Source organism: Pseudomonas sp. SK (genome assembly GCF_012975065.1).
Classification (GTDB): Bacteria; Pseudomonadota; Gammaproteobacteria; order Pseudomonadales; family Pseudomonadaceae; genus Aquipseudomonas; species Aquipseudomonas anuradhapurensis.
Window position 1 is genome coordinate 4,571,993 of the sequence record NZ_CP051857.1, and the last position, 26,450, is coordinate 4,598,442.

The window sequence follows — 26,450 nt, forward strand, 5'->3', positions numbered from 1 at the left end:
AGGCCCCGCAATCGCGAGGCCTCTGGCATTTCCATCTAGCGCCGGGTTCAACCAAACGGCCGCAACCCCTGGCGCATCCCGAACAGGAACAGCAGCAGGTCCTGATCCGGCGCAACCTTGGCCTGCTGCTGCGGTTTCACGTCCCGCGGCAACGCGCACTGGTCGGCCATCTCGGCCTTGCTGAACACGGTCGGCCTCGGCTCTTCCCATGCAGCCACCGCCACGGTGGTCACCGCCAGGCCAGCTACCAGAAACAAAGCTCGAGTAATTTCTAGTTTCATTGCTCTAACCCTTTGACAGCGCTGCCAAACGCCATCTGGTAAAAATAGAGCAAGGTTTGCCACTCCGCGTCGTTCAACGACGAATGGCGGCGCAGCTGGCGCAGGTCATTGCCCGCCGCACGTTGGCAGCTGATGCGCCGTCGGCACTTTTCCAGGTCCAGCAGCGCCACCTCGACCCGGGCCTGCTCGCCTTCGCCAATTACCTTGACGAAGACATGCTTGCCATACAGGCAGCCGTGCTGCCAGTGGCCCAGGTGCATGCGCGCCAGGTTGTCCGCCAGGTCCTTGAGCATGCGCTCATGCACCACCTGCGGATAACGCTCACGGGCACCTTCGGCATGCCAGGTGTCGAGTTCGACGAAGCCGTCGAGTGCTTCACTGACCAGCAGCGCACGCCATTGATGCTCGGCATCGCGCTCGGCCCCACAGAAGACGATGCGCGGCACGCGCACCCCCAGCTGCTCGAAGCTGTGCAACGCATCGAGTTCGCGCAATACGGTCGGCCGGCCGAAAGGGTGCAGCAGGCTGCGGTAGATGTGCCCGACCTGGCGTTTGGCATACAGCAGCTTGCCATCGGCATCGTTGAGGCGTTGCACGCCACTCTCGCCACCCCGCCGCTGGTTTGGCTCCTCGACCCACTCGCCCTGCTGGCGCCAGTAAAAATCGAACCGCGACTCCCCTTTCTGGGCTACAGCCATCAAACACTACCCCTTACGCAATACATAGACTCGCCACATGGCATAGAACGGCAGGAAGTCGAGGCGTTCCTGGATTCTGAAACCGGCGGCCGTGAATTCTTCTTCAACCGTGTCGGCCGGTAACACGAAACGGTTCTGGTAATTGTCCTGCTCGGCTTTGCGGGCACTGCGGCGCTGCTCCAGCTTTTTCCGGCGCCAGGCCTTGAAGTTGCCGTCCACCCACAACGACAGGATCACACTATCACGGCTAACCCGTTGAAATTCCGAAAGAATCGTCTTTCTGTGGGCCGCTTCGCCAATGTGGTGGAACAGCCGCATGCAGAAGATGCTGTCCACCGAATTGTCCGGCAAGTCGATGGCAAACGCCGAAGTCTGCAAGGGCCGTACCCGTGCCACCACCTCTGGCGGTTGCGCGGCACAGGCTGTCTCGATCATCGCCTCGGAGTTGTCGGCACCAATGATCACCCGGTTGGGCTTTTCCGCCAGCAATGGCCAGAAACGCCCGGCACCGCATGGCAGGTCGAGGACCAGGCCAGGCTCACCTGCCAGTGCCAGGGCGCGACGTGCCAATTGCTCATCTCGCTTGTGGGAAAGGCGTCGCGCCAAGCCATCCTGATGCTTGAGAAAGTACTCACGGGCGTGCTGTTTGTCGTACTTCTCGGAAAATTCAAGCTTGATGGGACTACGCATTGGGCATCTCCTGACTCCATTCCGCCCACATTAGGCAAGCGAGCGTAGGAATCAGGTCATACCCATGTGAAAAAAACGTCATACGCCGAGGGCGCTGTTACAAAGCTTTACTCCGCCTCAAGGTCGCCCTTGGTCGCGGTATTGCTCAGGTCGACGTGGAACCGGCAACCATGCGGCAAGGTTGACGTCAGCGTGACCTGCCAACCCTGGTCGTCGCAGATTCGCTGCACCAGCGACAGGCCCAGGCCGAGGCCCTCGCCACGCCGTTCATCACCGCGCACGAACGGCCGGAACATGGCTTCGCGCTGCTCTTCAGGAATGCCCACGCCGCTGTCCTCGACACTGAAACCATTGGCTTCGAGGCTCAGGCGGATGTAGCCGCTGTCGGTATAGTGCGCGGCATTGCGCAACAGGTTGCCCATCACCGATTGCAGGAAAGTGGCGTTGTACAGCACCGAGCTGGCACTGACTCGCCCGTCGAAATACAAGGCCAGACCCTTCTGCTCGATGGTGTCACGCCACACCCCGACCAGTTCGTCGGCCACTTCGCGCAAGGTCGCGCGCGATGCCACAGCGCCCTCGTCGCGCTGCGCCCGGGCCAGCATCAGGAAGGTCTTGACCAGCTCGCGCATCTCCTCGGTAGCCCGCGCCACACGTTCCACCTGGCTGCGTGAGCGGGTGTCGAGGTTGGGGTTTTCCATCAGCAGTTCGCAAGAAGTGGCCAGCACCATCAAGGGCGTGCGCAGTTCGTGGCTGACGTCGCTGGTGAACAGCCGTTCGCGGGTCAACGCGTCTCGCAGGCGGCCCAGGGTATCGTCGAACGCCACCGCCAGCTGGCCGACTTCGTCCGCCGCATAGTCTGGCGCCAGCGGCGGGGCCAGGCCCAGCAACTGATCACGGTGGCGCACCTGGCGCGCCAGGCGGATCACCGGCGCCATCACCCGGCGCGCTACCAGCCAGCCGAGGATCACTGCCAGCACCAGGCTGAGCACGAAGCCCACCACCACCACTGCGAACAGCAGGCGCTCGCGTTCTTCGAAGTCGCTTTGGTCCTGCAGCAGGACATAGCGGCGGCCATCGACGATCTCGACCATGGCGTGGTACGACAGCTGGTCACGGAACACCTCGTGGAAGCCGCGGTCGAGGTGGCGCAGGTCTTTGGGCAATTCGAAATCGTCACGCCCGCCGCTGAAGTAGAACAGCTGATCGGGGCGTGGCCGGTGGCTCCAGTCACTGACACTGTCCATGCGCAGCAGGCGCTGCAGGTCACCGCCCAGTACCGAGGAGATCAGCCGCTCCTCGACCAGGTGCACGGTACCGACGATGCCGAAGGCGAAGGCCCCGGCCACCAGTGCGCTCATCAGGGCAAAGGCGATGATGATGCGCTGGGCAAGGCTTTGCTTAAACTCCATCGCGGCCCTCGGCGAGGCGGTAGCCGACGCCATGGACGGTGTGCAGCAGCGGTTTTTCGAACGGTTTGTCGATTACCTGGCGCAGCTGGTGCACGTGGCTGCGCAGGCTGTCGCTGTCGGGGCAGTCGTCGCCCCACAGGGCCTCCTCCAGCACTTCGCGGCGCAACACGTGCGGGCTCTTCTGCATCAATACGGCAAGCAGCTTGAGGCCGACCGGGTTGAGCTTGAGCAGGCGGCCCTGGCGGGTGACTTCAAGGGTGTCGAGGTCGTAGCTGAGGTCAGCCACCTGCAGGGTGCGGCGGCCACCGCCCTGGGCTCGGCGCAACACCGCTTCGATGCGTGCGGCCAGTTCCGACAGGGCGAACGGCTTGAGCAGGTAATCGTCAGCACCGGAGCGGAAGCCCTGCAAGCGGTCATCCAGCTGGTCGCGGGCAGTGAGCATGATCACCGGCGTGTCGCGACGGGCGTCTTCGCGCAGGCGTTTGCACAGGGTATAGCCGTCGATGCCAGGCAGCATGATGTCGAGCACGATCAGGTCGTAGTGCTCGGTGGCAGCCAGGTGCAGCCCGGACAGGCCATCCTGGGCGCAGTCTACGGTGTAGCCTTTCATGCCCAGGTAATCGGCCAGGTTGGCCAGGATATCGCGGTTGTCTTCAACCAAAAGAATGCGCATCGGTTTCTCCTGTGCGGCGCTTCTCGCTGTGGCGCGGCAGGCGCAGCTTAAGGCCTATGCCTGCAGGGTGCCAGCCCTGCGAAGCATTCGCCTACCTTGACGGTTTTTTCACTGATCCTTCACGGACACAGGATAGCGGGCAGCCGACAATGCCCGATCTTTTTCGCGCCCTGGAGCCGCCATGCAGCATCGAAGCCGTCCTCGCCCCATCAACTTCTGGCTATACCTGGGCCTGCCCCTGGCAACCGCGCTGGGCTTGATCCTGCTGGAACTGACCTCGGTCGACATGGACATCGCCAACCTGTTCTTCGACCCCGTTGCCGGGCAGTTCATCGGCCGCCACAGCTACTTGCTGGAAAACATCCTGCATGACCGGGTCAAGCAGGGGGTGATCCTGCTTGGGGTGTTGTCGTTGCTCACCTTTGCCGCAAGCTTCTTCTGGAAGCGCCTGTTCGGCTGGCGTCGCGAGCTGGGCTGCCTGGTGCTGGCGCTGGGCCTGTCCACGGCGTTCGTCACGCCACTGAAAAAAGTGACCCAGGTGCAATGCCCATGGAGCCTGACCCAGTTTGGCGGCAGCGAAACCTACAGCAAGCTGCTGGAACCACGGCCGGCTACCGACAAGCCCGGGCTGTGCTGGCCGGGTGGGCATGCCGCGACCGGGTTCTGCCTGTTCGGCCTGTTCTTCATGCTGCGTGACCGCAAACCGCGCTTGGCACGGGCAGCATTGGCGCTGGCGTTCGTGGCCGGGTCGGTACTGTCGCTGGGGCGGATGATGCAGGGGGCGCACTTCCTGTCACATAACGTGTGGACGGCGGTGTTCTGCTGGTTGATCGGGTTGGGGTCGTATTACCTGGTTCTGTATCGGCGGGGAATGGTTGAGGTACCTGCCGCTGAGCGTAGCGTCGCCTGACCCAGGGACCGCCTTGCGGCCCGATCGCGACACAAGGCCGCTCCTCCAGGTTGAAGTACGCCCCTGAGGTTGGATTTTTTGTCCAACGTCAGGGGCGCAGTTCAGGTTACGCAATCCCTTGTAGGAGCGGCCTTGCGTCGCGATGGGCTGCGCAGCAGCCCCAATGGCCCCAACAGGAAAACAAAAAAAAGCCCCGGTTCTAGCGAACCGGGGCTTTTGATGGTGCAGGGGGTAAGGCTGGCTTACATCATGCCGCCCATGCCACCCATGCCGCCCATGTCAGGCATGCCAGCAGCTGGCTTGTCTTCCGGCAGGTCGGCAACCATGGCTTCGGTGGTGATCATCAGACCGCCGATCGAAGCAGCCGCTTGCAGCGCCGAACGGGTGACCTTGGCTGGGTCCAGGATACCCATCTCGATCATGTCGCCGTATTCGCCGGTAGCAGCGTTGTAACCGAAGTTACCCGAACCTTGCTTGACCTTGTCAGCGACAACGCTTGGCTCGTCACCGGCGTTGGCAGTGATCTGGCGCAGCGGCGCTTCGACAGCGCGACGCAGCAGGGCGATACCGACGTTCTGGTCTTCGTTGTCGCCTTTGAGGTTGGCAATGGCCGCCAGCGAGCGTACCAGGGCCACACCACCGCCAGGCACCACGCCTTCTTCAACGGCTGCACGGGTAGCGTGCAGGGCGTCTTCTACGCGGGCTTTCTTCTCTTTCATTTCAACTTCGGTGCCGGCACCCACCTTGATCACGGCAACACCGCCAGCCAGCTTGGCCAGACGCTCTTGCAGCTTCTCACGGTCGTAGTCCGAGGAAGTTTCTTCGATCTGGGCACGGATCTGCTTGACGCGTGCTTCGATCTCGCCGTCGGCGCCAGCGCCGTCGATGATGGTGGTGTTTTCCTTGGACAGGATGACGCGCTTGGCGTTACCCAGGTGCTCCAGGGTAGCGGTTTCCAGGGACAGGCCGATTTCTTCGGAGATGACCTGGCCGCCAGTCAGGACGGCGATGTCCTGCAGCATGGCCTTGCGGCGGTCGCCGAAGCCCGGAGCCTTGACCGCAGCAACCTTGACGATGCCGCGCATGTTGTTGACCACCAGGGTAGCCAGCGCTTCGCCTTCGACGTCTTCGGCAACGATCAGCAGTGGGCGGCCGGCCTTGGCAACGGCTTCCAGCACTGGCAGCAGCTCACGGATGTTGGAGATCTTCTTGTCGACCAGCAGCAGCAGCGGGCCTTCCAGCTCGGCAACCATGGTGTCCGGCTTGTTCACGAAGTACGGCGACAGGTAGCCACGGTCGAACTGCATGCCTTCCACGACGGACAGTTCGTTTTCCAGGCCCGAGCCTTCTTCAACGGTGATCACGCCTTCTTTACCGACCTTTTCCATGGCTTCGGCGATGATTTCACCGATGGAGCTGTCGGAGTTGGCGGAGATGGTACCTACCTGGGCGATGGCCTTGGAGTCGGCGCATGGCTTGGACAGGTTCTTCAGCTCGGCGACGACGGCAGCAGTGGCCTTGTCGATACCGCGCTTCAGGTCCATCGGGTTCATGCCGGCAGCGACGGCCTTCAGGCCTTCGTTGACGATGGCCTGAGCCAGAACGGTAGCGGTGGTGGTGCCGTCACCGGCAGCGTCGTTGGCCTTGGAAGCAACTTCCTTGACCAGCTGGGCGCCCATGTTCTCGAAGGCGTCCTTCAGCTCGATTTCCTTGGCGACGGAAACGCCGTCCTTGGTGATGGTCGGCGCGCCGAAGCTCTTGGCCAGAACCACGTTGCGGCCTTTCGGGCCCAGGGTGGCTTTTACGGCGTCAGCCAGAACGTTGACACCAACGAGCATTTTCTTACGGGCGGAATCACCAAATTTTACGTCTTTAGCAGCCATGATCGTTTAATCCTTTGGAATTCTTTGGAGTAACGGGAAGTCGGGGAAATCAGCCTTCGATGACGGCGAGGATTTCGTTCTCGGCCATGACCAGCAGGTCTTCGCCATCGACTTTCACGGTGTTGCTGCCCGAGTAAGGGCCGAAAACCACTTTGTCACCCACTTTCACGGCCAACGCGCGAACTTCGCCGTTGTCCAGGATGCGACCGGTGCCGACGGCGACTACTTCGCCGCGGTTTGGCTTTTCAGCGGCCGAACCCGGCAGGACGATACCGCCAGCGGTTTTCGATTCTTCTTCGCTGCGACGGATAACGACGCGGTCATGCAGAGGACGAAGCTTCATTGTCGATCTCTCCCAAATTGTGGTTTTCATCGGCCGGTGTCGACACCGGCGGGTTGATGCTGTCCGGCGTAGCCGGAAGGCAGCTCGCGCAGGGCGAACCGCCTGAGTCATGTCTGGTGTTGCCACCAGAAACCTTGCGGTGACCACATACATGAGGCCGCCATATTCAATTACAAGGCTTGCTTCAGAAAATTTTTCATCAGCCTGAAAAGCTTGGGGCCGCTTCGCAGCCCTATCGCGACACAAGGCCGCTCCTACAGGGGCTTGCGAACTCTGAAGGAGCGGCCTTGTGTCGCGATAGGGGCGCGAAGCGGCCCCCGGCTATTACTTGTCGCGGCGCTCGTACTCGCCTTCGATCACGTTCGGGCGGTGGCCGCCATCGCGCGGCTGCGCCTGGAACGGGTCGTCCTGAAACGCCCGCTGGCGCAGGGCCTGGGCCTCGGCGCGCTCACGCATCTTGCGGGCGGCCAGGTGACGGGTGAATGGCAGCAGGCACAGCAGGCCCAGCACGTCGCTGATGAAGCCTGGCAGCAACAGCAGGCCACCACCGATGGCCAGCATCAGGCCCTGGAACATGTCCTCGGCGGGCAGTTCGCCACGCTGCAGGCTTTCCCGGGCGCGCAGCGCAGTAGCCAGCCCGGCCACCCGCATCACCAGCACACCCAGCGCGGAACCGGCGATGATCAACAGCAGCGCCGGGAAGAAACCGATGGCGGCGCTGACCTTCACGAAGACGAACAGCTCCAGCACGGGAAACAGGAGAAACAACAATAGAAAAGCACGCATCAAAGCATTCCTCGTCGGAAGAGAACCTTCCTGTAAGACCAACAGATGGATGCGTGCGCTCGGCTTTTCAAGCCTCGGCGTCCATCGCAACCGGCCACCGGTCGGCGCGCGCCAGCAAAACCAGGGCTTCGCGGACTTGTGTCGGGGTGTTGCAGGTACCCGGGAAAGGCAACCAGTACACCGCCTGGCCAATCCGCAGGTGCATGCCCTCGCTGTCCACGCCGACCAGTTGCGCGGGCGCATGGCGGGGCAAGTGGGTCAGTTCCACGTAATGGGCGATGGCGTTGGCATGGTCACGGTTCATATGTTCGACCATGCTCGCCTCGGCCTTGCCGGCGAACGGGTTGGCCAGGGTCACCTGGTCAAGCCAGTGGATCGCGCCGAAGCCGCCGATGTAGCGGTGACGCACAGGCTGCAGTACCCAGAAGTCGAAGTCGTGGGCCTTGTGGTAGTCGGCAGCGTCCGGGAAGTAGCGGTAGTAGCGTTCGGCGGCGGCCTCGATGGCGGCCTCGTCGACCAGCTTGTGCGCTTCGGCCATGACCGTCAGGCGCCCCACGGCTTGCACGTCCTCGGCTTCCCGCTCACCGACCAGCAGCGAGCACTTGGGGTCTTTCTGCAGGTTGTGGGTGTGCTGGGCGATGCGGCTGATCAGGATCAGCGGGTTGCCCTGGGCGTCCAGGCAGTACGGCACGACCGAGCCGAACGGGTAGCCCGGCATCGACCGGGAATGGGTCGAGAGCACGCCGCGGTATTCCTTGAGCAGCAGTTCCCGGGCGGGGCGGATGGCGGTGGTACTCACTGGGCGGGCTCCTGGCGGCAGACTGGGTGGCCACACGATAGCATTTTCAGGTCCGGTGCCAATGGGGCTGCTTTGCAGCCCATCGCGACGCAAGGCCGCTCCTACAAGGATCGCGTACATCCTGTGTCGCGATGTGCCCAATGCGGCGCCAAAGATTTACCAGGTAACGCCAAACCCAGCGGTATAGCGGGTCTTGTCCAGGTCACTCTCACGCGTACCGGTGATGATGTCCTTCTCTGCCTTGAGGTTGAGCGAGGCCCACTCGGTCACCTTGTAGCGCAGGCCAACCTCGGCATCCAGCGAGTAGTCGGCCACCCCACCCAGCGGCTTGGCGAACTCGCCGTTGGTGAACAACTGCACGTTCTTGCCGATCAGGTAACGGGTGTAGTCCCACTTCAGCGCCGCCGAATAGAAGTTGTCCTTGGCCCCGTCCTGGTATTCGAAGTCGGTGCGGTTGATCAGTGAACCCAGCGAGAACGCGCCCAGTTCATCATCCCAGAACTGGTAACCCGGGCCGGTACCCACGGTGCGCTGGCGGGCCAGGTCTTCGACGTGGTCGCGCTTGTATTCCATGCGCCCTTGCCAGAACCATTTCTCGGTAAGGAAGCGGTCCAGGGCGTACTCGGCGCTCCAATTGTCGGTGGTGGTGACGTCGTCCTTGGTCTCGCGGTTGTATTCGCCTTCGGCGTTGTGCCGCCAGCGACCGTGGCGGGCGCTGGTCTTGAAGCCGACGTCATAGTCGTCGGTATCGTTCTCGGCACGTTTGTAGTCCAGCGCCACGTCGACGTTGCCCTTCCACACGAAGTCCTCGACCAGCGGCTTGGGCTTCATGATCTGCTCGATGCTGGCCAGCTCCACGGTCTTCGGCGCCTCGCCGTTGGCCAGGGTCACCTTGCCGGGCTCGGCGGCCTTCAGCGACTTGGCCCGCTCACCGCTGTAGGCGTCCTGCTTGACCAGCAGCTCCTGGTCACTCTCCAGGGTCTGGACCTGTTTCCAGTCCAGGGCAATGGAACCGCCATAGGGGGTTTCGAGCAGCAGCTTGCCACCATCGAATACTTTGATCTTGCCGCTGAGCCGGTCACCGTTCTTCATCCACACGGTATCGGCGAACACCGGCGAGGCGCACAAGGAAACAGCAAGCAGACACAACAGGGATCTAGAATACATAAACGCACTACGGGTTCGATTAGACAAAAAAGCCGGGCATTATCCAGATACCGACGACCACAGCAAGGACAGACCGGGAGCCTGCCGTTGAGTTCAACTCTCATTTGCCGCACCGTCGGTCCGGTTTCATCTGCAGCCCAGGGGGGGCCTGATGTCTGTTGCACATGAACACGCCCTCGACGACGCCGAGGGCCGACGAACGGCGCTATATTCGGTATTGGGCCAGGTGCCGGCCGGCAAGGTGGTCAGCTATGGTCAACTGGCCGAGCTGGCCGGGCTTGGCCGTGCGGCACGCTGGGTCGGGCGCACCCTCGGGCAACTGCCCCCGGACACTCGCCTGCCCTGGCACCGGGTGCTCGGTGCGGGCGGCAGGCTGAGCCTGGCACTGGGTACCCCGTCGGGGGATGAACAACGGGCGCGGCTGCGCGCGGAGGGTGTGAATGTAACCAACAATCGTGTGGATATGATGCGCCATGGCTGGCGCCCGATGGAGCACAGCGGTTAGAGTGCGCGCTTTGTTTTCGCAAACTTGAGGCAGATGTTGGCCCATGCCCCGTAAAACCTGGCGCGCTGCGCTTGCTGCCTATGCCAGCCCGTCAACCTTGGTACTTTTGCTGCTCGGCTTCGCCGCCGGTCTGCCCTACATGCTGGTGTTCTCCACCCTTTCGGTGTGGCTGCGCGAAGCGGGCGTGGCCCGCGAGACCATTGGTTACGCCAGCCTGATCGGCCTGGCCTACGCCTTCAAGTGGGTGTGGTCGCCGCTGCTCGATCAATGGCGCCTGCCCTTGCTCGGCAGCCTGGGGCGCCGCCGGTCCTGGCTGTTGCTGTCGCAATCGCTGGTGGTGATCGGGCTGGTCGGCATGAGCCTGTGCGACCCACAACAACACTTGTCCTGGCTGATTGCCCTGGCGGTACTGGTGGCCTTCGCTTCGGCGACCCAGGACATCGCCGTCGACGCCTATCGCCTGGAAATCGCCGATGACCAGCGCCAGGCTGCGCTCGCTGCCAGCTACATGGCCGGCTACCGGGTAGCGGCGCTGCTGGCGACGGCCGGCGCGCTGTTCTTCGCCGAGTGGTTTGGCTCCACCGGCTTCAGCTACCTGCACAAGGCCTGGGCCGGCACCTACGTGATGTTCGCGGTGATGATGCTGCCCGCGGTGTTCACCACCCTGATCATGCGCGAACCGCCCGTCCCCATGCGCACCCAGCTGTCGGCAGCGCGCTATGGGCTGGTACACCAGCTGGCCTCGGTGTTCGTGCTGATCATCCTGCTGGTGTCGGTCCCCGCCAGCTTCACCCAGATGTTCAACACCGGCTGGGCCAGCGTCATCTCCGGTGATGCCACCCCCCTCGACCTGCTGCTCGAAGACCGTGCCTTCCTGCGCCTGATCCTTTATGTACTGCTGACCTGGGCATGCCTGTCGAGCCTGGGCCGTCGCGGCCTGGCCCCGGTGTTGACACCGGTCAACGACTTCATCGCCCGCTACCGCTGGCAGGCGTTGCTGTTGCTCGGCCTGATCGCCACGTATCGCATGTCGGACACGGTGATGGGCGTGATGGCCAACGTGTTCTATATCGACATGGGCTTCACCAAGGACCAGATCGCCAGTGTCAGCAAGATCTTCGGCCTGATCATGACCCTGGTCGGCGCCGGGATTGGCGGCCTGCTGATCGTGCGCTTCGGCATCATGCCGATCCTGTTCATCGGTGGCGCAGCTTCGGCCGCTACCAACATCCTGTTCCTGATGCTGGCCGACATGGGCCCGAACCTGCAGATGCTGGTGGTGACCATCTCGCTGGACAACTTCAGCTCCGGCCTGGCCACCTCGGCCTTCGTCGCCTACCTGTCGAGCCTGACCAACCTGAAGTTCTCGGCGACCCAGTACGCGTTGCTCAGCTCGATCATGCTGCTGTTGCCGCGCCTGATCGGCGGTTATTCGGGGGTCATGGTGGAGAAGTTCGGTTACCACGACTTCTTCCTGATCACCGCCTTGCTGGGCGTGCCGACCCTGATCCTGATTGCGCTGCAGTGGCGCCAGGAGGCAGGGCCGGGCAAACCGGTGGCAGCGGAGAACTCGGCAGCCGAGCGGCCCTGAGGGATATTTCCAGCCTGAACCGGCCGCTTCGCGAGCAAACCCGCGAAGCGGCCGGTTCAGGCCCAAAAGATCATTCGGTAACAGCCCCTTCCCCAGGCCGCTGCCCCACCACCAACCACAACGGCCACAGCGCCAGCGCCCCCGCCACACCTGCCGCCAGGGCAAAATGCAGCAAACTGGCCCCGGCGCCAATCATCGCCAGCAGTGCGCCGCCCAGCCCCAGCAGGGCAATGGTGATCATCCCCAGCATGGCCGAGACCAGGCCCTTGCTCTGTTCGCTGGCGAACAGCGTCATGCGGTACAGCACCGCATTGGCCACGCCCAGCCCCAGCGCATACAGCGACATGCCTGCCACCACGCTGGTCACGCTCGGCCAGTACCAGGTCGCCAACAGCATCAGGCCCAGCCCGGCCAGGTACGGCCACAGCGCGCCACGCACCAACGACGGCAACGGGTAGCGCTCGGCAATCCGGTTGATGATCAGGTTGCCCAGGATCAACCCGCCAAATACCGGCAATTGCCACAAGGCGTACTCCAGCGTGCTCAACCCCTCATCGTGGATCAGCAGCACCGGCGACAAGCCGATCCAGGCAATCAACGGCAGGCCGACCAGGCCCAGCGCCGCGCTGCCAGCGACAAAACGGCGGTTGACCAGCAACTGGCCGTAGCCGGCCAGCAGCGGCAACAGTTGAATCGGCGTGAATGCCAGGCGCGAACCGTCCCGGCGCTCCACCCCCAGTGTTTCCGGCATCAGCCGGTACAGCAACAGCCAGGCCATGACCGCACCCACGGCAAAGGCCACGAACAGCCAGCGCCAATCCAGCCACTGCAGCAACAAGGTACCCACCAGCGGCCCGAGCAGGGGCGAGAGCAATGCGATATTGGCCAGCAGCGCCATCATGCGCACGGCGTCTGCCTCGCTGAAGGCTTCGTTCAAGGCCGGGTAGCTGACCGTGACCACAAAGCCCAGGCCAATGCCCTGCAACAGGCGCAACAGGTTGAACAGGCCAATATCGTCGACCCAGAAGGTTGCCAGGCAGGCCAGGCCGAAGCAGGCACAGCCGATCAGCAGCAACGGACGCCGGCCATAGCGGTCGGCCAGCGGGCCGATCAGCCATTGCAGTACCACCCCACCCAGCAGGTACAGGTTGAGCGCGTGGGGAATGTATTCGGGGCTGGCGTTGAGGTCGCCGACCACCACCGGCATGGCCGGCATGACCGCGTCGCTGGCCAGGTAGGTGAGCAGCTCGAACAGGGCCAGGGTAAGGCCGAATAGCAAGGCGCGCAGGGGCGTGATGTACAGCAGTGGTTTCATGATGGCGTATCGGGTGTGGCAGGAGGGGTCAGGCTATATGCCAGAAATGGCCTGGTGTTGCTGTGAACAAGTGTAATCAGGGGTAGAAAGGCCGGGGCCGCTTCGCGCCCCATCGCGACACAAAGGCCGCTCCTACAAGGGTTACGCGATCCCCTGTAGAAGCGACCTTGTGTCGCGATGGGGCGCGAAGCGGCCCCGGTCGATGACAACGCGATGCTACTGCGCTGCAGTCTCCTGCACCACGCGAATCACCCGCTGCGGGAACGGAATGTCGATCCCTTCGGCCTTCAGCCGGTCGCGCGCATGCTCGTTGAGCATGAACATCACGTCCCAGTAATCGGCGGTCTTGGTCCACAGGCGCAACGACACGGTAATGGCGCTGTCGCCCAGGGTGGCGACCACCGCCTGCGGCGCTGGGTCTTGCAGCACGCGCGGGTCCTGCGCCAGCTCCAGCAACACGTTGCGTGCCTTCTGCAGATCGGCCTCGTAGTCCACGCCCACATCGAACACCACCTTGCGCGTCGGCTGGCGGTTGGTGTTGGTGATGATGCCGTTGGACAGGCTGCCGTTAGGCATGATCACGGTCTTGTTGTCACCGGTGCGCAGCACGGTGTGGAAGATCTGGATGCTGTCGACGGTGCCGGCCACGCCCTGCGCCTCGATCCAGTCACCGATGCGGAACGGGCGGAACATCAGAATCAGCACGCCACCGGCGAAGTTCGCCAGGCTGCCTTGCAAGGCCAGGCCGATGGCCAGGCCGGCGGCACCGATGGCGGCGACGAACGAGGTGGTCTCGATACCGATCATCGACGCCACGCTGACCAGCAGCAGCACCTTCAGCACGATGTTCGACAGGGTGCTGATGAAGCCCTGCAGCGCCTGGTCGGCGTTGCGCAGGCCGACCAGCTTGCCCAGGCGGGCGCTGACCTTGTTGATGATCCACCAGCCGACCGCCAGGGTCAGCAATGCCAGCAGCACACGGCTGCCGTATTCCATGATCAAGGGAATCCAGGTCTGCGATTGGCGGACCAGCTGATCGACTTCAGCGTTCAAATCCATATTCATCTCCTGATGCCGAGCGGCAAGTACACGGTAGAACAGGCCGCGCGTGTTTGCGCAGCCCGGGCCCCATGGACATCATTTCGCCATCCGGGTTCCGGGTGGCACTTGCATCAGTCGCGGAAGTTGTTGAACTGCAGCGGCATGTCGAATTCCTTGGTCCGCAGCAGGGCGATGGCTTCCTGCAGGTCGTCACGCTTCTTGCCGGTAACACGCACCTGCTCGCCCTGGATGGCGGCCTGCACCTTCAGCTTGGCGTCCTTGATGGTGGCGACGATCTTCTTCGCCAGGTCCTTGTCGATGCCTTCGCGGAACTTGGCTTCCTGTTTCTTTTCCTTGCCCGAGGCGTACGGGTCCTTGGTTTCCAGGCACTTCACGTCGATCTTGCGCTTGACCAGCGCCAGGCGCAGGATTTCCAGCATCGCTTCGAGCTGGAACTCTTCCTCGGCGGTGAGCATCACGGTCTGCTCCTTGTCCTTGAACTCGAAGCTGCCCTTGCCCTTGAGGTCGTAGCGGCGGTCCAGGTCCTTGATGGCGTTGTCGACCGCGTTCTGCACTTCGTGCTTGTCCAGTTCCGATACCACGTCGAACGAAGGCATGGTTGTTCTCCCAAAATAAAAGCGCGCTCAGGCTGAAGATGGAGCGCGCTGGGTTTGACGGTTAAAATGCGGGCTCATTATAACGGGTTGCGAAACGCATATGAGCAGCACCTGGCATATTCTCGGCGCCGGTAGCCTGGGCAGCCTGTGGGCTTGCCGCCTGGCGCGCGCGGGCAAGGCAGTGCGCCTGATCCTGCGCGACGGGCAACGCTTGCAGGCCTACCAGCAGGCTGGCGGCCTGACCCTGGTGGAACAGGACCAGCCGCGCCACTACGCCATCCCGGCCGAAACCGCGCAGGCCCATGGCCCGATCCACCGCCTGCTGGTGGCCTGCAAGGCCTACGACGCCGCCCCGGCGATTGCCGGCGTGGCCGCACGGCTGGCCGACGACGCCGAGGTACTGCTGCTGCAGAATGGCCTGGGCAGCCAGGACGAGGTCGCCGACCTGGTCCCGCGCGCACGCTGCATCTTCGCCTCCAGCACCGAAGGTGCGTTTCGCGAGGGCGACTGGCAGGTACGGTTTGCCGGCCACGGTTTCAACTGGCTGGGCGACCCGCGCAACCCCGCGGTGCCGGCCTGGTTCGATGACCTGCACGAAGCCGCCATCCCTGGCGAATGGACGGTGGACATCCTCACCCGCCTGTGGCGCAAGCTGGCGCTCAATTGCGCGATCAACCCGCTGACCGTGCTGCACGACTGCCAGAACGGCGGGCTGCTGGGGCACCTGGACGAAGTGGACGCACTGTGCGCCGAGCTGGCCCAGCTGCTGCGCCGCTGCGGTCAGCCGCAGGCAGCGGCGGAACTGAACGAGGAAGTCCAGCGGGTGATCGTCGCCACCGCAGCCAACTACTCTTCCATGTACCAGGACGTTCGCGCCGGCCGCCGCACCGAGGTGCATTACCTGCTCGGCCACGCCTGCCGCGCCGCCGGCCGGCATGGCCTGCAGCTGCCAGCGCTGGAACGCCTGCAGCAGCGCCTGGTCGATAACCTGCGCCTGCGTGGTTTGCCCTGCGACTGACGCGGCCCTTTCAACCGGATAAGGACATTGCCTCGCCCATGACCTTGCGCCAACGCCTGGAAAACCTCCCGGTCGGGCAGAAGCTGCTGGCGGCCCTGCTGGTACTGCTGGTGACCATCCTGCTGGTGGCCAACCTCACCTTCATCAGCGCCGCCTACTGGATCACCCAGGAGAGCATGGCACCACAGGCGCTGCACACCATCGGCCGGCTGGTGGCCAACCCGCAGCTGGCCGCTCGCGCCGGCGACAACCCGGACGCCGCCAGCGCCCTGCTCAAGGAGCTGGACAGCTACACACCGCTGCGCGCCGCCGCCGTCTATGGTGGCGACGGCCGCATGCTGGCGCAGCTGCAGCATGGCGAGCCGCTGACCCTGCCCAAGCGTTTTCGCAACATCGATGGCTGGCGCCTGATGGAGTTTCGCAGCACCCAGCTGATCCGCATGCCACGCGAGGCCAACCCGCCCGCCCACCTGCTGCTGGTGGCCAGCAGTGAACTGCCTACCGCCTTCTACACCGGCACCCTCAGCGCCAGCCTGGCCATCCTGGTGTTCAGCATCCTGCTGTGGATCTTCATTGCCCGGCAGATCAAACGCCTGATCACCCAGCCGATCAACCAGCTCGAGGAACTCAGCCGCCAGGTCACCCGCGAAGAAAGCTACGCCCTGCGCGCCCAGCGCGGCAATGACGACGAAATCGGCAGCCTGGCCGAAGCGTTCAACACCATGCTTTCACGCATCGAAGCCCGCGAACAACAGCTCAAGCGCACCCGCGACGAGTTCCAGGAAGCCTACGACCAAGCCCAGGGCCTGGCCGAGGAAACCCGCCACACCAACCGCAAGCTGGAGCTGGAAGTACAGGTGCGCAGCAAGATCGAGAAGAAGCTCACCGGTTTCCAGAACTACCTCAACAGCATCATCGACTCGATGCCCTCGGCGCTGATCGCCCTCGACGAACAGCTCTACGTGACCCAGTGGAACCACGAAGCCACGGTGCTTTCCGGCACGCCGCTGGACGAGGCGCTGAACCAGCCGATCTTTATTGCCTTCGAACCGCTCAAGCCGTTCCTGCCACAACTGAAGGAAACCGTGGAGAAGCACCGGGTGGCGAAGATCGAGCGGGTCACCTGGCCCAAGGGCGACGACCTGCGCCACTACGCCCTGACCTTCTACCCGCTGACCGGCGGCGGTGGCCGTGGCGTGGTCATCCGCATCGACGACATCACCCAGCGCCTGTCGCTGGAAGAAATGATGGTGCAATCGGAGAAAATGCTTTCGGTCGGCGGCCTGGCTGCCGGCATGGCCCACGAGATCAACAACCCGCTGGGCGCGATCCTGCATAACGTGCAGAACATCCGCCGACGCCTGTCGCCAGAGCTGCCACGCAACCTCGAGCAGGCCGAAGAGCTGGGCATCGACCTGGCTACGGTCAACCGCTATCTGGAAAGCCGCGATGTACCGCAATTGCTCGACGGCATCCAGCAGGCCGGTGCCAGGGCGGCGAAGATCGTTACCCACATGCTCAGCTTCAGCCGCCGCAGCAACCGCCAGCTGGCGCCGTGCGACCTGCCGGCGCTGATCGACCAGGCGCTGGAGATCGCCGGCAACGATTTCGACCTGGCCATTGGCTTCGACTTCAAGGGCACGGCCATCGTGCGCCAATTCGACCCCGAACTGGGCCCGGTGCCTTGCACCGCCAACGAACTGGAGCAAGTGCTGCTCAACCTGCTGAAGAACGCCGCCCAGGCTATCCACCAACGGCCGCAGCCCAGCGAGCCCGGGCGCATCACCCTGCGCACCCGGCTGAACCCGCCGTGGGCGGAAATCCAGGTCGAGGACAACGGCATCGGCATGCCCGAGGGGGTGCGCAAGCGTACCTTCGAACCGTTCTTCACCACCAAGGAAATCGGCCAGGGTACCGGGCTGGGCCTGTCGGTCTCGTATTTCATCATCACCAACAACCACAAGGGGCAGATGGAAGTGCAGTCCACGCCCGGCCAGGGCACCTGCTTCACCCTGCGCCTGCCCCTTGCCCAGCCGGCCGCGACGGCGCCGGCGAAAACGGAGGCATGACATGGGCTATCGCCTGTCGAAGATCTACACGCGCACTGGCGACAAGGGCGAGACCGGGCTGGGCGACGGTCGCCGAGTACCCAAGGACCACCCACGGATCGAGGCGATCGGCGAGGTGGACAGCCTGAACAGCCAGCTGGGTTTGCTGCTGGCAGGGCTGGCCGAACAAGGGCTGGACGAAGTGAGCCAGGTGCTGGCGCCCTGCCAGCACCGTTTGTTCGACCTGGGCGGTGAGCTGGCCATGCCCAGCTACCAGGCGCTGGACCTGGCAGAGGTGGAGCGCCTGGAGGCGGCTATCGATGTGTGGAATGAAGAGCTGGGGCCGCTGAAGAACTTCATCTTGCCCAGTGGCTCGGCGCTGGTGGCGCAGGCGCATGTGTGCCGCAGTCTGGCGCGCAGTGCGGAGCGGCGGTGTCAGCATCTGAATGCCGTGGAGCCATTGGCGGGGGTTGGCTTGGCGTATATCAACCGGCTATCCGATCTGCTGTTCGTGGCGGCGCGGATCATCGGGCGGCGGCAGGGGGTGGCCGAGGTGTTATGGCAGCCTGCTGCCAAGTCTGAAGGCTGAGATATTGGGGCTGCCTTGCAGCCCATCGCGACACAAGGCCGCTCCTACAGGGGAACCGCACCAATCGCGTATCCCTGTAGCCCATCCGCGACACAAGGCCGGGAACCGCGGCATCCTTGAGCAATCGCGTGTACCTGCAGGAGCGGCCTTGTGTCGCGATGGGCCGCACAGCGGCCCTAGTTACCGGCGACTCAAATCTCCGGCCAGAACGCCCGGATCCCGGCCACACCCTGCGCCCCAGCAGCCCAGGCCTGCTCCCGCTCACCTGGCCCGACCCCGCCCAGCAGGTAGACCGGCTTGTTGAACCCGGCAACCATCCGCTGCGCTTCATCCCACCCCAGCGGCACGGCGTCAGGGTGAGTCTGGGTTGCCTGTACTGGCGACAAGGTCACGAAGTCGACACCCATCTGTTCCGCCAGCGCCAGCTCTTCAGCGCTATGGCAGGAAGCAGCCAGCCAACGCTCACGGGGGAATGGCCGGCCATTGGCTGCATACTTGCGCAATTGCGCCGCGGTCAGGTGCCAACCCGCCGCAGGGAAGTCACCCAGCCATTCCAGCGGCCCCTTGAGCATCAGCTGTGCCTTGCCCGCGCACAGCCCGACCGCGTCCACCGCCACGTCGCGGTACTTGGGGTCATACATGTCCGGGGCACGCAGCTGGATCAGGCGCACGCCGCCGGCCACCGCCTTCTGGATCCCCTTGAGCAGTTGCGGCACTTCCAGGCCATCCGGGGTAATCAGGTACTGGTCCGGCAGGCGCGCGGCGGCAACGATCGGCTTGTTGGCCTCGGGGAATTGGTATTGCGGCAAATCACGCGGGGCAACCCAAGCCAGCGGCTGGCCCTCGGCGCCATGCGGTTCACCGGTAAACGCCTCGACCTCACGGACATCCAGCAGCACCTGCTTGTCCGGGTAATCGTGGCTGACCTTGATCAGCGCGCGCGAACGGCTTACCTCGATGCCCAGCTCTTCGCGCAGCTCACGGGCCAGCGCCGCTTCGACGCCCTCGCCCTGCTCCACCTTGCCACCGGGGAACTCCCACAGCCCACCCTGGTGCTGGGTATCGGCACGGCGCGCGATCAGGATGCGGCCATCGCTACCGCGAATGACGGCTGCTACAACATGAATCCGTTTCACCCTTCACGCTCCGCCAGGCCAGCCCGCTGCCAGGCCTGGAAGGCCGGCCATTGATAAATGGTCTCGATATAGGCCGCCGCCTCGGCAGGCACTTCCACGCGGTAGGTGCGCAGGCGCACGGCCACCGGGGCGAAGAAGGCATCGGCCAGGCTCGGCTTGCCGAACAGGAACGGGCCGCTGTCCTTGGCCACCAGGCGGCATTCGGACCACAGCGCAACGATACGGTCGATATCGATTTGTACCTCCAGCGGCACGCTGTCCAGCGCCTGGTCGCGCGACAGGTCGAACGGCATGGCACCGCGCAGGGCAAGGAAGCCGCTGTGCATCTGCGCGCAGGCCGAGCGGGCCTGGGCCCGGGCAGCCACGTCGGCCGGCCACAGCTGGGCCTCGGGGTGGCGTTCGTTGAGGTATTCGGCGATGGCCAGCGAGTCGGCAATCACACCGTGCTCGGTCTTGAGCAGCGGCACCTTGCCAGTGGCGGAAAACGCCAGGATGCGCTGACGGGTGTCAGGCTGGTTGAGTTTGATCAGGGTTTCTTCGTAGGGCACGCCAGCCAGTTCGAGGGCCAGCGCGCCGCGCAGCGACCAGGAGGAATACAGCTTGTCGCCGATGATCAGGTGATAGCTCATGGTTCGGCTCCATGTATCTGGGATTTTGGGGCTGTTTGCAGCCCTTTCGCGGATAAATCCGCTCCTACAAAGACCACATAGCCCCTGTAGGAGCGGATTTCTCCGCGAAAGGGCCGCACAGCGGCCCCATTTACATCAGGTACGGTATTCGGCGTTGATCTTCACGTATTCGTGGGACAGGTCGGTAGTCCAGATGGTTTCGCTGCACTGGCCACGGCCAAGCTCGATACGGATGGTGATCTCTTCCTGGGCCATCACTGCCGAACCCTGTGCTTCGGTGTAGCTCGGGCTGCGCCCGCCTTTGCTGGCGATGCAGACGTTGTCCAGGTACACGTCGATCAGGTTCACATCCAGCTCCGGCACGCCGGCACGGCCGACAGCGGCAAGGATGCGCCCCCAGTTCGGGTCGGAGGCGAACAGCGCGGTCTTGATCAGCGGCGAGTGGGCCACGGCGTAACCGACATCCAGGCATTCCTGGTGGTTGCCGCCGCCGTTGACCTGCACGGTCACGAACTTGGTGGCACCTTCGCCGTCACGGACGATGGCCTGGGCCACTTCCATGCACACTTCGAACACGGCTTTCTTCAGCGCTTCGAACAGCGCGCCGCTGGCTTCGCTGACTTCCGGCAGGTTGGCCTTGCCGGTGGCAATCAGCATGCAGCAGTCGTTGGTCGAGGTGTCGCCATCGATGGTGATGCGGTTGAACGACTTGTTGGCGCCGTCGAGGATCAGGTCCTTGAGCACCGCCGGGGCAACCTTGGCGTCAGTGGCAATGTAGCCGAGCATGGTGGCCATGTTCGGGCGGATCATGCCGGCACCCTTGCTGATGCCAGTCACGGTCACGGTCACGCCATCGTGCTGGAACTGGCGGCTGGCGCCCTTGGGCAGGGTGTCGGTGGTCATGATGCCGGTGGCGGCTTCGGCCCAGTGGTTTTCCGACAGGTTATCGAGGGCAGCCTGCAGCGCGCCTTCGATCTTCTCGACCGGCAGCGGTTCGCCGATCACGCCGGTGGAGAACGGCAGTACCGACTCGGCCGGTACGCCGGCCAGCTCGGCCAGTTTGGCGCAGGTGCGCTCGGCAGCGGCCAGGCCTGGCGCGCCGGTACCGGCGTTGGCGTTGCCGGTGTTGGTCAGCAGGTAGCGCACAGTGCCCTGTACACGCTGCTTGGAGAGGATCACTGGCGCTGCGCAGAAGGCATTGAGGGTGAACACGCCCGCCACGCTGGAACCTTCGGCACAGCGCATCACCACCACATCCTTGCGCCCCGGGCGCTTGATACCGGCAGAAGCGATACCGAGTTCAAAACCCGGTACCGGGTGCAGGGTGGGCAAAGGACCAAGACCAACAGCCATTAGAGCGCTCCTAGAAAATACGGTGAACAGGTGATGGAAGAGCGGGGCCGCTTCGCGCCCCATCGCGACACAAGGCCGCTCCTACAGGGATTACGCAATTCCTGTAGGAGCGGCCTTGTGTCGCGATGGGCCGCAAAGCGGCCCCCGGATGTTTCAGGTTACAACAGCCTGGTCAGATCACTCGATCTGCCCGTGGCAATGCTTGAACTTCTTGCCCGAACCACACCAGCACGGCTCGTTGCGGCCCAGCTTCTGGTCGTTGCGTACCGGCGCCGAGGCAACCGCCACTTCGGCGCCCTCTTCGCTCAGTTGCTCGCTTTCCAGGCCCGGCGCAGCGGCGTGCTGGAACTGCATGCGGCTGGCCAGTTCCTCGGCCTCGCGGCGCAGGCGGGCTTCCTCTTCGGCCGGGTCTTCGCGGCGCACCTGAACGTGCGACAGCACGCGGATGGTGTCGCGCTTGATCGACTCGAGCAGCTCCTGGAACAGGCTGAAGGACTCGCGCTTGTACTCCTGCTTCGGGTTCTTCTGCGCATAACCACGCAGGTGGATACCGTGACGCAGGTGGTCCATGGTCGACAGGTGGTCTTTCCACAGGTCGTCCAGCACGCGCAGCAGGATCTGCTTCTCGAAGGTACGCAGGGCTTCGATACCGGCCTGGTCTTCCTTCTCGGTGTAGGCGCTGGTGATTTCGTTCAGCAGCTTCTCGCGCAGGGTTTCCTCGTAGAGGTGATCGTCCTCGTCGAGCCACTGCTGGATCGGCAGCTTGATGGCGAAATCGCTGGCCAGCGAAGCTTCCAGGCCGGCCACGTCCCACTGCTCGGGCAGCGACTGCGGCGGAATGTGCTGGCTGATGGTAGCGTCCAGCACTTCCTTGCGGAATTCGACGATGGTGTCGCCGATGTTCTCGGCGGCCAGCAGGCTGTTGCGCATGTGGTAGATCACCTTGCGCTGCTCGTTGGCCACGTCGTCGTATTCGAGCAATTGCTTGCGGATGTCGAAGTTGCGGCCTTCGACCTTGCGCTGGGCCTTCTCGATGGCGTTGGTGACCATGCGGTGTTCGATCGCTTCGCCCGACTGCATGCCCAGCGCCTTCATGAAGTTCTTCACCCGGTCAGAGGCGAAGATACGCATCAGGCTGTCTTCCAGCGACAGGTAGAAGCGGCTGGAACCCGGGTCACCCTGACGGCCGGAACGGCCACGCAGCTGGTTGTCGATACGGCGCGACTCGTGGCGCTCGGAGGCAATTACATGCAGGCCACCCGACTCGATCACCTGCTGGTGGCGCTTCTGCCAGTCGGCCTTGATCTGGGCGATCTGCTCGGCGGTGGGGTTTTCCAGGGCGGCCACTTCGGCCTCCCAGTTACCGCCCAGCAGGATGTCGGTACCACGGCCGGCCATGTTGGTGGCGATGGTCAGCGCACCTGGCGCACCCGCCTGGGCGATGATCTCGGCTTCCTTCTCGTGGTACTTGGCGTTGAGCACCTTGTGCTCGATACCTTCCTTTTTCAGGAGGTTGGACATGTGCTCCGACGTTTCGATGGTCGCCGTACCGACCAGCACCGGGCGGCCCTGCTTCATGCTTTCCTTGATGTCGGCGATGATTGCAGCGTATTTCTCGTCGGCAGTCAGGTACACCAGGTCGTTGAAGTCCTTGCGCGCCAACGGCTTGTTCGGCGGAATGACCATCACGTTGAGGCCGTAGATCGACTGGAACTCGAAGGCTTCGGTATCGGCGGTACCGGTCATGCCGGACAGCTTGGTGTACAGGCGGAAGTAGTTCTGGAAGGTGGTCGAAGCCAGGGTCTGGCTCTCGGCCTGGATGTTCAGGTTCTCTTTGGCTTCGATGGCCTGGTGCAGGCCTTCGGACAGACGACGGCCCGGCATGGTACGGCCGGTGTGCTCGTCGATCAGCAGAACCTGACCGTCCTGGACGATGTATTCGATGTTGCGGTGGAACAGCTTGTGCGCGCGCAGGCCGGCATAGACGTGGGTCAGCAGGCTCAGGTTGTGCGCCGAGTACAGGCTCTCGCCCTCGGCCAGCAGGCCGGCCTGGGTGAGCATCTCTTCGATGAACTGGTGACCGGCTTCGTTCAGCTCGACCTGGCGGCTCTTCTCGTCGATGGTGAAGTGGCCTTCCTGGGTGACCTGGCCTTCCACTTCCTCGATATGCTGCTTCAGGCGCGGAATCAGGCGGTTGATCTCGATGTACAGCTTGGAGCTGTCCTCGGCCTGGCCGGAGATGATCAGCGGGGTACGCGCTTCGTCGATGAGGATGGAGTCCACTTCGTCGATCACGGCGAAGTTCAGTTCACGCTGGAACTTCTCTTCCTGGCTGAACGCCATGTTGTCGCGCAGGTAGTCGAAGCCGAATTCGTTGTTGGTGCCGTAGGTGATGTCGGCCGCGTAGGCTGCGCGCTTTTCTTCCGGCGGCTGGAAGGCCGAAACGATGCCCACGGACAGGCCGAGGAACTCGTACAGCGGGCGCATCCAGTTGGCGTCACGGCGGGCCAGGTAGTCGTTGACGGTGACCACGTGCACGCCCTTGCCGGACAATGCGTTGAGGTACACGGCCAGGGTACCGACCAAGGTCTTGCCTTCACCGGTACGCATTTCTGCGATCATGCCCTCGTGCAGGGTCATGCCGCCAATCAGCTGCACGTCGAAGTGGCGCATGCCCATCACGCGCTTGCCGGCCTCACGGGCCACGGCGAAGGCTTCCGGCAGCAACTGGTCCAGTGTCTCGCCTTTGGCCAGGCGCTCCTTGAACTCTGCGGTCTTGCCCCGCAGCTGCTCGTCGGAGAGGGCCACCATCTTCTCTTCGAGAGCATTGACGATGTTCACCGTCTTGAGCATGCGTTTGACTTCACGCTCGTTCTTGCTTCCAAAAAGTTTCTTTAACAAAGGCGCAAACATATCGGCAGGATCTTCCACACGTAGGGATGGAGGGCGGCCCCATGAGTCGCCCGTGCAGCCCTGAGGCCGCATGCGAACGAGCATTCTACCCGGAAACGATGGTGAGGAAAGTGGTGGATTGCCACGATGCTTGTACAGCGTTTTGGCGGGGGCTGGTTTTAGATAGGGGCATTTTCCCTGAGTTCAAGGTTCGCCAAGATGAAAGGTGTCGAGAATGACTCTTGGCTTGTATTGCCTGAACCGGCCCCTTCGCGGGCTTGCCCGCTCCCACCGGCATTACACGACACTTGAGGTCTGTGGTGATCCTGTGGGAGCGGGCAAGCCCGCGAAGAGGCCGGTTCAGGCCATAGAGGTGTTAGACTGCGGACCATGTAACCTCATGCGTACCCCCATGGCCTACAAACCCTCCCCCGCCCAGCCGCCCTCGGCCCTGCTCCGCCAGGTGCGCCCGCTGCGCCTGCTGCTGAACCAGGCCGAACGCCTGGAGCACCTGCAGCGCCTGCTGGAAAGCCAGCTGCAACCGGCCGCCCGCGAGCACTGCCATGTGGCGTCGTGGCGCGATGGCACCTTGTTGCTGGTGGTAACCGACGGCCACTGGGCAACCCGCCTGCGCTATCAGCAAAAACGCCTGATGTCGGCGTTACAGGGCATGGAGGCATTCGCCAACCTCAGGCGCATCCTGTACAAGGTCCAACCCCCGCTGGTGCCAGCCAAGCGTGGTGGCCATGCTGCGGAACTGTCCAATAATGCAGCCGAAAGCCTGCGCGATACCGCCGAGGGCATCACTGACCCCAAGCTGCGCGCAGCGCTGGAAAGGCTGGCAGCTCACGCCCAGGACAAGCGCTGACACCTTCGGGACTGCTGCGCAGTCCATTCGCGGGCACGCCCGCTCCCACAGGTCCTGCGCCGCTCCAGAGGCGGTGAGCACCCTGTGGGAGCGGGCGTGCCCGCGAATGGCCGGACCTGCCGGGCAAAATGCGCCAGCCATAAAAAAGGCCACCCGAAGGTGGCCTTAATGAACTAGAGAGTGTTCGAACTTACACGGCCGCAACAGGGCGCATGTACGAGATCGGTGCCGTGCTGGCATCTTCGAAGGTGACCACTTCCCAGGCATCGGTTTCGGCAATCAGCTTGCGCAACAGCTGGTTGTTCAGCGCGTGGCCGGACTTGAAGCCCTTGAACTCGCCGATCAGGCTGTTGCCCAGCAGGTAGAGGTCGCCGATGGCGTCGAGGATCTTGTGCTTGACGAATTCGTCTTCGTAACGAAGGCCGTCTTCGTTGAGCACGCCGTCCTCATCGACCACGATGGCGTTCTCGACACTGCCACCCAGCGCAAGGTTGTGCTTGCGCAGGTATTCGATGTCACGCATGAAACCGAAAGTACGCGCGCGGCTGACTTCCTTCACGAACGAGGTGCTGGAAAAGTCGACGCTGGCGCTCTGGGTCCGGTTGCGAAGCACCGGGTGATCGAAGTCGATCTCGAAGCTCACCTTGAACCCGTCGAAAGGCAGGAAAGTGGCGCGCTTGTCGCCCTCTTCCACGGTAACCTCGCGCAGGATGCGGATGAACTTCTTGGCTGCGTCCTGTTCTTCCAGGCCGGCAGACTGAATCAGGAATACAAAGGGTCCGGCGCTGCCATCCATGATCGGCACTTCCGAGGCGGAGAGCTCGACGTAGGCGTTATCGATGCCCAGGCCCGCCATGGCGGAGAGCAGGTGCTCGACCGTATCGACCTTGACGTCACCGTTGACCAGCGTCGTCGACATGGTTGTCTCGCCGACGTTGGCCGCGCGCGCCGGGATTTCGACCACAGGGTCGAGGTCGGCGCGGCGGAAGACGATGCCGGTGTCAACAGGTGCAGGCTTGAGGGTCAGGTAAACCTTCTCCCCGGAGTGCAGACCGACACCTGTGGCACGGATGGTATTCTTCAGGGTGCGTTGTTTAATCATGGCATTGGCCGCTTCAGCGCAAATTGCGAACAGGTATCAACAAAGGCTGGGGATGATAACAGACCCAACCTTTGATGAATACCAATCACCTTTATACCCCTGAT

25 protein-coding genes are annotated in these 26,450 nt (G+C 63.4%); 7 read left to right on the forward strand and 18 right to left on the reverse strand.

Translation table 11 applies throughout. The annotated features are described in order from the left end of the window. Positions 1–47: 47 nt before the first annotated feature. From HG549_RS20890 to colR, 5 genes are all read right to left on the reverse strand, one after another. A complete protein-coding gene (locus tag HG549_RS20890; RefSeq protein ID WP_170032362.1) occupies positions 48–281 on the reverse strand; it encodes a hypothetical protein in 234 nt (77 codons plus the stop codon). Further along, positions 278–979, reverse strand: a complete 702-nt coding sequence (locus tag HG549_RS20895; protein WP_170032365.1) for a lipopolysaccharide kinase InaA family protein — start codon at positions 977–979, stop codon at positions 278–280. The genes HG549_RS20890 and HG549_RS20895 overlap by 4 nt, the downstream gene beginning before the upstream one ends. 6 nt (positions 980–985) lie before the next feature. Next, positions 986–1,669 (reverse strand): class I SAM-dependent methyltransferase, encoded by a 684-nt coding sequence (locus tag HG549_RS20900; protein WP_170032368.1) that lies wholly within the window; start codon positions 1,667–1,669, stop codon positions 986–988. A 107-nt stretch (positions 1,670–1,776) separates the two neighbouring features. Next, the gene (locus tag HG549_RS20905) at positions 1,777–3,081 is read right to left on the reverse strand and encodes a HAMP domain-containing sensor histidine kinase (protein WP_170032370.1); all 1,305 of its coding nucleotides are present in this window, start codon (positions 3,079–3,081) and stop codon (positions 1,777–1,779) included. Then, positions 3,071–3,754 (reverse strand): two-component system response regulator ColR, encoded by a 684-nt coding sequence (colR, locus tag HG549_RS20910; RefSeq protein ID WP_003255215.1) that lies wholly within the window; start codon positions 3,752–3,754, stop codon positions 3,071–3,073. The genes HG549_RS20905 and colR overlap by 11 nt, the downstream gene beginning before the upstream one ends. Before the next feature lie 181 nt (positions 3,755–3,935). On the opposite strand from colR, the gene HG549_RS20915 reads away from it, so the two are divergent. Next, positions 3,936–4,664, forward strand: a complete 729-nt coding sequence (locus tag HG549_RS20915) for a phosphatase PAP2 family protein (protein ID WP_170032373.1) — start codon at positions 3,936–3,938, stop codon at positions 4,662–4,664. Positions 4,665–4,906: 242 nt separating this feature from the next. On the opposite strand, the gene groL is transcribed toward HG549_RS20915, so the two are convergent. The 5 genes from groL to HG549_RS20940 form a co-directional block, all read right to left on the reverse strand. Further along, the gene (gene groL, locus HG549_RS20920) at positions 4,907–6,547 is read right to left on the reverse strand and encodes a chaperonin GroEL (RefSeq protein WP_170032376.1); all 1,641 of its coding nucleotides are present in this window, start codon (positions 6,545–6,547) and stop codon (positions 4,907–4,909) included. 49 nt (positions 6,548–6,596) lie between these two features. Continuing rightward, positions 6,597–6,890, reverse strand: coding sequence for a co-chaperone GroES (locus tag HG549_RS20925; protein ID WP_003260750.1), 294 nt, complete (start codon positions 6,888–6,890; stop codon positions 6,597–6,599). 324 nt (positions 6,891–7,214) lie between these two features. After that, positions 7,215–7,676, reverse strand: coding sequence for an FxsA family protein (locus tag HG549_RS20930; RefSeq protein WP_170032379.1), 462 nt, complete (start codon positions 7,674–7,676; stop codon positions 7,215–7,217). Positions 7,677–7,743: 67 nt separating this feature from the next. Beyond that, on the reverse strand, positions 7,744–8,475 hold the full coding sequence (locus HG549_RS20935; protein WP_170032382.1) for a HugZ family protein: 732 nt from the start codon (positions 8,473–8,475) through the stop codon (positions 7,744–7,746). A 156-nt stretch (positions 8,476–8,631) separates the two neighbouring features. Beyond that, positions 8,632–9,642, reverse strand: a complete 1,011-nt coding sequence (locus HG549_RS20940; protein ID WP_170032384.1) for a DUF481 domain-containing protein — start codon at positions 9,640–9,642, stop codon at positions 8,632–8,634. 151 nt (positions 9,643–9,793) lie between these two features. Here HG549_RS20940 and HG549_RS20945 point away from each other — a divergent pair, with 151 nt between their 5' ends. Together HG549_RS20945 and HG549_RS20950 are read left to right on the forward strand one after the other, a co-directional pair. Further along, positions 9,794–10,147, forward strand: a complete 354-nt coding sequence (locus tag HG549_RS20945) for an MGMT family protein (RefSeq protein WP_170032386.1) — start codon at positions 9,794–9,796, stop codon at positions 10,145–10,147. A 43-nt stretch (positions 10,148–10,190) separates the two neighbouring features. Beyond that, entirely contained in the window at positions 10,191–11,738 is a 1,548-nt protein-coding gene (locus HG549_RS20950; RefSeq protein WP_170032388.1) for an AmpG family muropeptide MFS transporter, read from the forward strand. A 70-nt stretch (positions 11,739–11,808) separates the two neighbouring features. Here HG549_RS20950 and HG549_RS20955 read toward each other — a convergent pair whose 3' ends face one another. The 3 genes from HG549_RS20955 to HG549_RS20965 form a co-directional block, all read right to left on the reverse strand. Beyond that, on the reverse strand, positions 11,809–13,053 hold the full coding sequence (locus tag HG549_RS20955; protein WP_170032390.1) for an MFS transporter: 1,245 nt from the start codon (positions 13,051–13,053) through the stop codon (positions 11,809–11,811). Between the two features lie 216 nt (positions 13,054–13,269). Next, positions 13,270–14,112 carry a mechanosensitive ion channel family protein gene (locus HG549_RS20960; protein ID WP_170032392.1) on the reverse strand — a complete coding sequence of 281 codons (843 nt, stop codon included), beginning with the start codon at positions 14,110–14,112 and terminating at the stop codon, positions 13,270–13,272. A gap of 113 nt (positions 14,113–14,225) precedes the next feature. After that, a complete protein-coding gene (locus tag HG549_RS20965; RefSeq protein ID WP_170032394.1) occupies positions 14,226–14,711 on the reverse strand; it encodes a YajQ family cyclic di-GMP-binding protein in 486 nt (161 codons plus the stop codon). A gap of 100 nt (positions 14,712–14,811) precedes the next feature. Between HG549_RS20965 and HG549_RS20970 the strand changes: the two genes are divergently transcribed. The 3 genes from HG549_RS20970 to HG549_RS20980 are packed head-to-tail and all read left to right on the forward strand — an operon-like array spanning position 14,812 to position 18,366. Then, positions 14,812–15,729 (forward strand): putative 2-dehydropantoate 2-reductase, encoded by a 918-nt coding sequence (locus tag HG549_RS20970; RefSeq protein ID WP_170032396.1) that lies wholly within the window; start codon positions 14,812–14,814, stop codon positions 15,727–15,729. A gap of 38 nt (positions 15,730–15,767) precedes the next feature. Next, a complete protein-coding gene (locus HG549_RS20975; protein ID WP_170032398.1) occupies positions 15,768–17,798 on the forward strand; it encodes an ATP-binding protein in 2,031 nt (676 codons plus the stop codon). Position 17,799: 1 nt separating this feature from the next. Continuing rightward, complete coding sequence (locus tag HG549_RS20980) at positions 17,800–18,366, forward strand: cob(I)yrinic acid a,c-diamide adenosyltransferase (protein WP_170032402.1); 567 nt, start codon at positions 17,800–17,802, stop codon at positions 18,364–18,366. A 191-nt stretch (positions 18,367–18,557) separates the two neighbouring features. Here HG549_RS20980 and HG549_RS20985 read toward each other — a convergent pair whose 3' ends face one another. The 4 genes from HG549_RS20985 to secA form a co-directional block, all read right to left on the reverse strand. Further along, on the reverse strand, positions 18,558–19,502 hold the full coding sequence (locus HG549_RS20985) for a Nudix family hydrolase (protein ID WP_170032404.1): 945 nt from the start codon (positions 19,500–19,502) through the stop codon (positions 18,558–18,560). Further along, a complete protein-coding gene (locus tag HG549_RS20990) occupies positions 19,499–20,131 on the reverse strand; it encodes a glutathione S-transferase family protein (protein ID WP_170032406.1) in 633 nt (210 codons plus the stop codon). The genes HG549_RS20985 and HG549_RS20990 overlap by 4 nt, the downstream gene beginning before the upstream one ends. 135 nt (positions 20,132–20,266) lie before the next feature. Further along, the gene (gene argJ, locus HG549_RS20995; RefSeq protein ID WP_170032408.1) at positions 20,267–21,484 is read right to left on the reverse strand and encodes a bifunctional glutamate N-acetyltransferase/amino-acid acetyltransferase ArgJ; all 1,218 of its coding nucleotides are present in this window, start codon (positions 21,482–21,484) and stop codon (positions 20,267–20,269) included. A 177-nt stretch (positions 21,485–21,661) separates the two neighbouring features. Continuing rightward, entirely contained in the window at positions 21,662–24,397 is a 2,736-nt protein-coding gene (gene secA / locus HG549_RS21000) for a preprotein translocase subunit SecA (protein ID WP_170032410.1), read from the reverse strand. Between the two features lie 391 nt (positions 24,398–24,788). Here secA and HG549_RS21005 point away from each other — a divergent pair, with 391 nt between their 5' ends. After that, on the forward strand, positions 24,789–25,244 hold the full coding sequence (locus HG549_RS21005) for a DUF721 domain-containing protein (RefSeq protein WP_170034271.1): 456 nt from the start codon (positions 24,789–24,791) through the stop codon (positions 25,242–25,244). A gap of 190 nt (positions 25,245–25,434) precedes the next feature. On the opposite strand, the gene lpxC is transcribed toward HG549_RS21005, so the two are convergent. After that, positions 25,435–26,346 carry a UDP-3-O-acyl-N-acetylglucosamine deacetylase gene (gene lpxC, locus HG549_RS21010; RefSeq protein WP_112250319.1) on the reverse strand — a complete coding sequence of 304 codons (912 nt, stop codon included), beginning with the start codon at positions 26,344–26,346 and terminating at the stop codon, positions 25,435–25,437. Positions 26,347–26,450 lie beyond the last annotated feature (104 nt).